Origin of the sequence: Chloroflexus sp. (assembly GCF_034435895.1) — a bacterium.
GTDB lineage: Bacteria > Chloroflexota > Chloroflexia > Chloroflexales > Chloroflexaceae > Chloroflexus.
Genome location: NZ_DAOTWH010000040.1, coordinates 1 through 6,164, shown reverse-complemented (window position 1 = coordinate 6,164; position 6,164 = coordinate 1). Strand labels below are relative to the sequence as shown.

The 6,164-nt window shown below is 61.0% G+C and carries 6 protein-coding genes, 1 tRNA gene, 1 pseudogene and 1 riboswitch; of the genes and pseudogenes, 7 read left to right on the top strand and 1 reads right to left on the bottom strand.

What is annotated here, in order from left to right:
- Window positions 1–801: pseudogene (locus U9R81_RS02370) on the top strand (hypothetical protein); the annotation flags it as partial.
- A 62-nt stretch (window positions 802–863) separates the two neighbouring features.
- Here U9R81_RS02370 and U9R81_RS02365 read toward each other — a convergent pair.
- Window positions 864–1,301: a phage holin family protein gene (locus U9R81_RS02365; RefSeq protein ID WP_322493930.1), complete on the bottom strand. Its 438-nt coding sequence runs from the start codon at window positions 1,299–1,301 to the stop codon at window positions 864–866.
- A gap of 100 nt (window positions 1,302–1,401) precedes the next feature.
- Here U9R81_RS02365 and U9R81_RS02360 point away from each other — a divergent pair, with 100 nt between their 5' ends.
- The 6 genes from U9R81_RS02360 to U9R81_RS02335 all read left to right on the top strand — a co-directional run.
- The gene (locus tag U9R81_RS02360) at window positions 1,402–2,211 is read left to right on the top strand and encodes a class I SAM-dependent methyltransferase (RefSeq protein ID WP_322493929.1); all 810 of its coding nucleotides are present in this window, start codon (window positions 1,402–1,404) and stop codon (window positions 2,209–2,211) included.
- 1,008 nt (window positions 2,212–3,219) lie between these two features.
- A tRNA-Ile gene (locus tag U9R81_RS02355) sits at window positions 3,220–3,294 on the top strand.
- Window positions 3,295–3,431: 137 nt separating this feature from the next.
- Window positions 3,432–3,547: riboswitch (TPP riboswitch) on the top strand.
- Between the two features lie 61 nt (window positions 3,548–3,608).
- The gene (locus U9R81_RS02350) at window positions 3,609–3,902 is read left to right on the top strand and encodes a thiamine-binding protein (protein WP_066788574.1); all 294 of its coding nucleotides are present in this window, start codon (window positions 3,609–3,611) and stop codon (window positions 3,900–3,902) included.
- Entirely contained in the window at window positions 3,895–4,713 is an 819-nt protein-coding gene (locus U9R81_RS02345; RefSeq protein WP_322493928.1) for an ABC transporter permease, read from the top strand. Before U9R81_RS02350 ends, U9R81_RS02345 begins: the two co-directional genes overlap by 8 nt.
- Window positions 4,713–5,708, top strand: coding sequence for an ABC transporter substrate-binding protein (locus tag U9R81_RS02340; RefSeq protein ID WP_322493927.1), 996 nt, complete (start codon window positions 4,713–4,715; stop codon window positions 5,706–5,708). The genes U9R81_RS02345 and U9R81_RS02340 overlap by 1 nt, the downstream gene beginning before the upstream one ends.
- A gap of 112 nt (window positions 5,709–5,820) precedes the next feature.
- Window positions 5,821–6,164 (top strand): ATP-binding cassette domain-containing protein (locus tag U9R81_RS02335; protein WP_322493926.1); only part of this gene is annotated, 344 nt, incomplete at its 3' end.

Here is a 6,164-nt window from a genome sequence, read left to right as displayed (position 1 = left end):
GCAACACCGCGCCCGCGCCCGCCGGCGCCACCGCCGACTAATACGCTACCGCCGACCGAACCGCCGGCGCCGGCCGTGTTTAGCGAAGGCGACTTGCTGTTGCGCCTCGCTAGCGATTGGGGCAGTGCCTATGCTGGGCAGGATATTGTGTTTACGGTGGTGGTAGGTAACACGCATCCGGCCCAAACGATCAGCGCAGTCAGCCTGCGCAGTGTGCTGCCGTCAAATCTGCAAGTGCTGAGCGCGAATGCGAATCGTGGATCTGATCCAGTGATCAGTGGTCAAACTGTTACCTATACCGCGCCTGATCTTGCGCCCGGCGAGCGTGTGCAAGTCACGATTGCCACCCGTATCCGCCCCAACGTCGCTGCCGGGACGTTGTTAGTGGTGCAGGCGCAAGCGAGTTATAGCGGCTTGAGCCGGCCCGTCTTCTCGAATATCAGTACGGTGCTGGTCGTTGGCGAGCAGCAGGCGCTCACGGCGACGGCAACGGCAACGCTCGCGCCAGCGACGAGTCCAACCGCAACGGCTACAGTGGGGTTGACAGCGACTGCGACTGCCACGACAGCGCCACCCAGCCCAACTGCAACTGTTGGTGCCGTGATCGGTGGTGGTGCTTCACCCACGGCTACCGTCACGCCCACACCGCGGGCAGCCGGTGGTCAGAGTGGTGGTCAGAGCGGCGGTCAGGCGCCGTTGCCCAACACCAGCGCCGGGATACCCTTCCTTGGCATACTGTTGCTTGGCGCCACGCTGCTCACCCGCACGATCCGGCTCCATCGTGCCCGCGAGCGGATTTAATAGCGGATAAGGCTTTTCGCGATCAGTACGGGCAGAGCGCCGCTCTGCCCGTATCCCTCTTCTCAATCCCTTGGCCGGCGTTCAACCACAATCCGAAACTGCACGTCTCCAGCCAGATATTGCAGCGCCGTGCTGACAATCGAAATCACCATGCCGCCAAAAAAGGCCGGCCAGAAGCCATTCACCATGAAATTGATGCCGAATTGGTCGGCCAGCGCCGAGGTTAAGCCCAACAGGAGCGCGTTGATTACCAGCCCAAACAGACCTAGCGTCAGAATGACCAGTGGGCAGGTGAGGAAGTAGAGTATTGGCCGCAAGAGCGCATTCAGTAGGCCAAACAGCAGCGCCACGATCCCAATTTGCCAACCCGGCCCGGTAAATTCGATCCCCGGTACAAGCCATACCGCGGCAAAAATTGCCAATGAGTAGATCAGCCAGCGCAGAAACAGCCGGCTCAGTTCGCTGCGTTGGGGGGCTGTCGAAGTTGGAGGTGGGTACATAGTTATGCTCCTTCCCGTCGAGTAAGAACGTTACCCGACTCGCTGATCTGTCGCGAGTATGATACTATACGGCGCGGTGTTGCCGTAGGCGGCAACCGCGATGATGATTGACGAACAAACCATGACCAAGGTTGAAGAGTCTGCCCTGTTTGCCCGCGTTGCCCAGAGCGCGCGGGCCGATGGCAAAGAGGCTTATTTTCGCTTGCATCGCCACCGTTTTGCGGCGATGCTACGCGCAATGGGGCCAGCTAACGGCGCGCGAGTGCTAGAAGTCGGGGTCACGCCGGGCCAGTTTACCGAGTTGTTGGTTGGAGCCGGCTTTAAGGTCAGCGGTGCTGATCTTGACCCATTTACTCGCAAGGCGCTCTGGGATCGGTTGGGCGTGGAGGTGCGGCAGGTCAACCTCGAACGCGAACCGGTGCCGTACCCTGATACCAGCTTCGATTGGGTGGTCTTTTCCGAAGTGATCGAGCACATGGTCTATTCGCCCTTGCCGATCTTGCGCGAATTTTACCGCGTCTTACGGCCCGGTGGCCGGTTGCTGATTACGACTCCCAACGAACTCTACCTCAAGAGCCGGGCCCGCGCGATTCTGCGCATGCTGCTGTGGCAGAGTCTTAGCACGCCTGAAGAGTTTCGCCACCAGATGCTGCTTGAAGGCGAGGCGCGCTATACCACCCATAGCCGTACCTATACGATGAGCGAATTGACGTGGCTGGTTGAGCAAGCCGGCTTTCGGATTGCCCTCAAGCGGTTTGAAGCGCCATGGGAACGGGTCGGCCTTGACGCGGGCCGCTTATTCAGCGCACCGCATCGGGTGTTGGCGAAAGCATTGTTCTTCGCGCTGACCACTGCCATTCCGCCAACACGCTCAATGTTGTTGGTGGTCGGCCAACGCCCCGCCGGTTAAGAACGTTTCCTGCCTTTTCAGAGGAGCATTGGGCTGAGGGGTGCGAGAAGTGTTGCCTCGCCCGGTTTAAGGACGGAGGATAGCCACGAAGACCCACCAAAGACGCAAAAATCTCATGATTTTTGTGCGTTTTGTAGCTTTTCGTGGCTATGCAACCCGCGCCGCGGGCTTTGTAAACGTAGCCCAATCTTCAAGGCCGGGTTCCCTTCACGCCCCCAGCGAGTGTACAGGCGGTAGTCCTGCCGAGGTTGCGCAGGGCGTGGTCTATTGTCATTGCGAGGGCGCGCAGCGCCCGAAGCAATCTCCCGCTTTAGCGGGAGGCGTGGCTGAGGGCATCGTTCCTATGCTCGGCGGAGATTGCTTCGCCGCGCGGGGTATTACCCCGCTGCGGCTCGCACCGACAAGTCGGGTTCGGGGTTTAGACCCCACACCCAACCCCTCCCCCAGCGGGGAGGGGCGGACAGAACATCTGTCCGGAGTTCGGCCCTAGAGGGCCGAACTAGGGTTACGAAGCCTGCTGCGCGGGCTGTGCGCTTGCACCCCCAGCTCCTCTCCCACTGGCGCGGGAGAGGGGAGTGTCGGGCTACGCTTTGAGGCATTGCCCAGCGATCAACGATTGTACTCGACCAAATTTCTGTCCACCCCTCAACCCCAGCGTGGGAGGGGCGGCTCTCACCCTCGTCCCCGCTCCCATTGGCGCGGGAGAGGAGCGCTGCTGCGTTCCGCTTGAGTAGTGCCTCTCCTGTTCACCCAGCGGCTCCCCTTCTCCCGCCGTCAGGTGGGAGAAGGGGCGGAGGGATGAGGGCAAACAACCTGTGCCGTGAGCTTCGCCACCTAAGCCTAGTTCTTCAGGACAGCAACGGGGATAACCACGAAGACCCGCACAAGCCGCAAACATTCCATAGTTTTTGTGCGTTTTGTGGCTTTTCGTGGCTAATCAGATTGCGCCTATTCGTCGCCATCCCGCATTGACGCCACCCCCTTCCCCTCGCTATAATAGGGCGGTACGGGCCGCTAGCTCAACGGCAGAGCAATCGGCTCATAACCGACAGGTTCTCGGTTCGAATCCGAGGCGGCCCACCACGCACGACCGGCCTGCGCCGGTCGTTTGCTGTATGGCTGCTCTCAACCCAAAGCCTCTTGGCGGTATCACTACCCCCGGCGCTTGACAGCCGGACCGCTTCCTTCTATCATTCTTAACACAACTGAATCAAGCGCTTCGGCGCAGCTAGGGGAGCCGGGTGAGCCCGGCTGAGATTGCGGCCCGATTGATGCCGTTGACCCTTTGAACCTGATCTGGGTTATGCCAGCGGAGGGAAGGCTTTCTGGTCATGGTACCGTCGCTTCCTATCGCTGCAGCGGCGGTTTTTGTTGTTGGCGCAATTAAGGAGAACGCTATGCCCGCTGTCACCGTCAGTTTTGAGGTGTTGCCCGGTGGTTTGCCTGATAAAGCGACGACCTACGCTGCCGTTGATGCGGCGATCGCGGTGGTGGCCGAGAGTGGCCTCACTTACCGCGTTTGCCCGATGGAGACGACGATTGAAGGCGATTACGATGCGATTATGGCGGTGATTAAGCGGGCGCAGGAGGCGGTGCTGGCCGCTGGCGCCAGCCGGGTGTTCACCTTGATCAAGATTGACTACGATCCGAATGGCTCGTCGATTGCCGAGAAGCTGGCGAAGTATGAGTGAAGAGGTCTCTGCGCCGATCTCGGTCACGCCTCTCGCTGACCCGACTCGCCTCTCGTGGCGCGCCGGCTTGGCCGAGTACGGCCCGCCGGCGTTGCTCGTGATTGGCTTGCTGCTGCTCTGGGAAGGTTTGGTCTGGTATTGGGCGGTGCCGGCATGGTTGTTGCCGGCCCCCTCCCAGATTGCGATGACCTTCGTGACCAGCGGGCTGGTCTTGGCCGAGCATACCATCGCGACGCTGACCGTGACTATCCCCGGTTTTGCGCTGGCCTTGGCGGCGGGGTTTGGGTTGGGGGTGGCCCTCGATGCCTCGCCGCTGCTGCGCCGCGCCGTCTACCCGCTGCTGGTCACGTCGCAAACCGTGCCGATCGTAGCGATTGCGCCGCTGCTGGTGGTCGGGTTCGGGTTTGGTCTGTTGCCCAAAGTGCTGGTGGTGGCGCTGATTACCTTCTTTCCGATTGTGGTTAATACCATCGACGGCCTGCAAAGTGCTGATCGCGACCAGCGCCGTCTGCTTGAGGCGATGGGGGCCAACTATTGGCAATTGCTCCGCCTGTTGCGGTTGCGTGCCGCGCTGCCGGCGATCTTTACCGGCATCAAAGTCGCGATTACCTACAGCGTCATCGGCGCGGTCTTGGCCGAGTGGATCGGGGCTAGCGCCGGGTTGGGGGTCTACATCGCCCGCTCGTTGCGCGCCTTTCGTACCGATCAGGTCTTTGTCGCCGCACTGGTGACGTCGTTGCTGACGATTGTCCTCTTTACCTTAGTCAGTCTGCTCGAACGCTGGATCGTGTTTTGGAAGGGAGAACGCTGATGCGCAGATGGCTTTTGCTTGTGTTAATGGCACTACTGACTGCCTGTGGCAGTGGCGCGGCGACACCCGCCACACCGACGCAAACCCCGCCAACCAAGGTGCGGGTGGGGTTGGATTGGACGCCGAATACTAACCATACCGGTCTCTATGTGGCCCAAGATAAAGGCTACTATGCACAGCAAGGTTTAGAAGTCGAGATTCTCGGCGCGCAAGAGGGCGGTACTGTCGAGCAGTTGGTAGCCGCTGGCCGGCTCGATTTCGGCATCTCGTACCAAGAGGCAGTGACGCAGGCGCGGGTCGAAGGAGTGCCGATCGTCTCGATTGCCGCCATCATCCAGCACAACACCAGCGGCTTTGCTAGCCGCGCCGAAGACGGCATCACCAGCCCGCGCGATTTCATCGGCAAAAAGTATGGCGCCTTTGGCTCGCCCATCGAAACGGCGGTGATCCGCGGCCTGCTCGAATGCGCTGGCGTCGGCAACCAATTCGATCAGGTGCAGTTCGTTGACATCGGCAGCTCCGATTTCTTTGTCGCCACCGAGCGCAATGAGGTTGATTTCGTCTGGATTTTCAAGGGCTGGACTGGCATCGAGGCTGAGGTGCGCGGCGTGCCGATCAATATTGTGATGATGAACGACGTGCAGTGTATTCCCGACTACTACACGCCGGTGCTCATCACCAGCGAGAAGCTGATCGCCGAGCAGCCCGATCTGGTGCGGCGCTTCATTGCCGCTACCAGCGCCGGCTATCGGTTTGCGATTGAGCAGCCTGCCGAGGCCGCCGATATCTTGCTCAAAGCCGCTCCCGAACTCGACGCTGAGCTAGTGCGGCGCAGCCAGCAGTATTTGGCCGGCCAGTATCAGGCCGAAGCGCCGCGTTGGGGTGAGCAGAAGCTCGAGATCTGGCGCGCCTACGCCCAATGGATGGCCGACCGCAACCTTATCGCCCGCATGATTGAACCGGACAAAGCTTTTACCAACGCATTCTTGCCGTAACCGCCGTAGGGACACAGCGCTGCTGTGTCCCCACGCTGGGTCCCGCCTGCATCGCTGTACGGACACAACGCCGCTGTGTCCCTACGGTGTGTCCTTATTCGTAACCAACCCAATGCCAACCCTTGAACTACACTCCATCAGCAAAACGTTTGCTACCCCCGCCGGGCCGGTGCCGGTGCTCGACCGGCTGAGTATGCAGGTCGCGGCGGAGGAGTTTGTCGCCGTGATCGGGCCGAGCGGCAGCGGCAAGACGACCCTGTTTAACATCATTGCCGGCCTTGAACGGCCCGATGCCGGCGCTGTGCGCATCGACGGCGTAGACGTGACGGGCCGGCGCGGGCAGGTGGCCTATATGCCGCAACGCGATGCGCTGCTGCCGTGGCTGTCGGTGATCGAGAACGCAGTGCTGGCGACGGTGGTGCAAGGCGGCGATGTGGCGGCGGCCCGCCGCGAAGC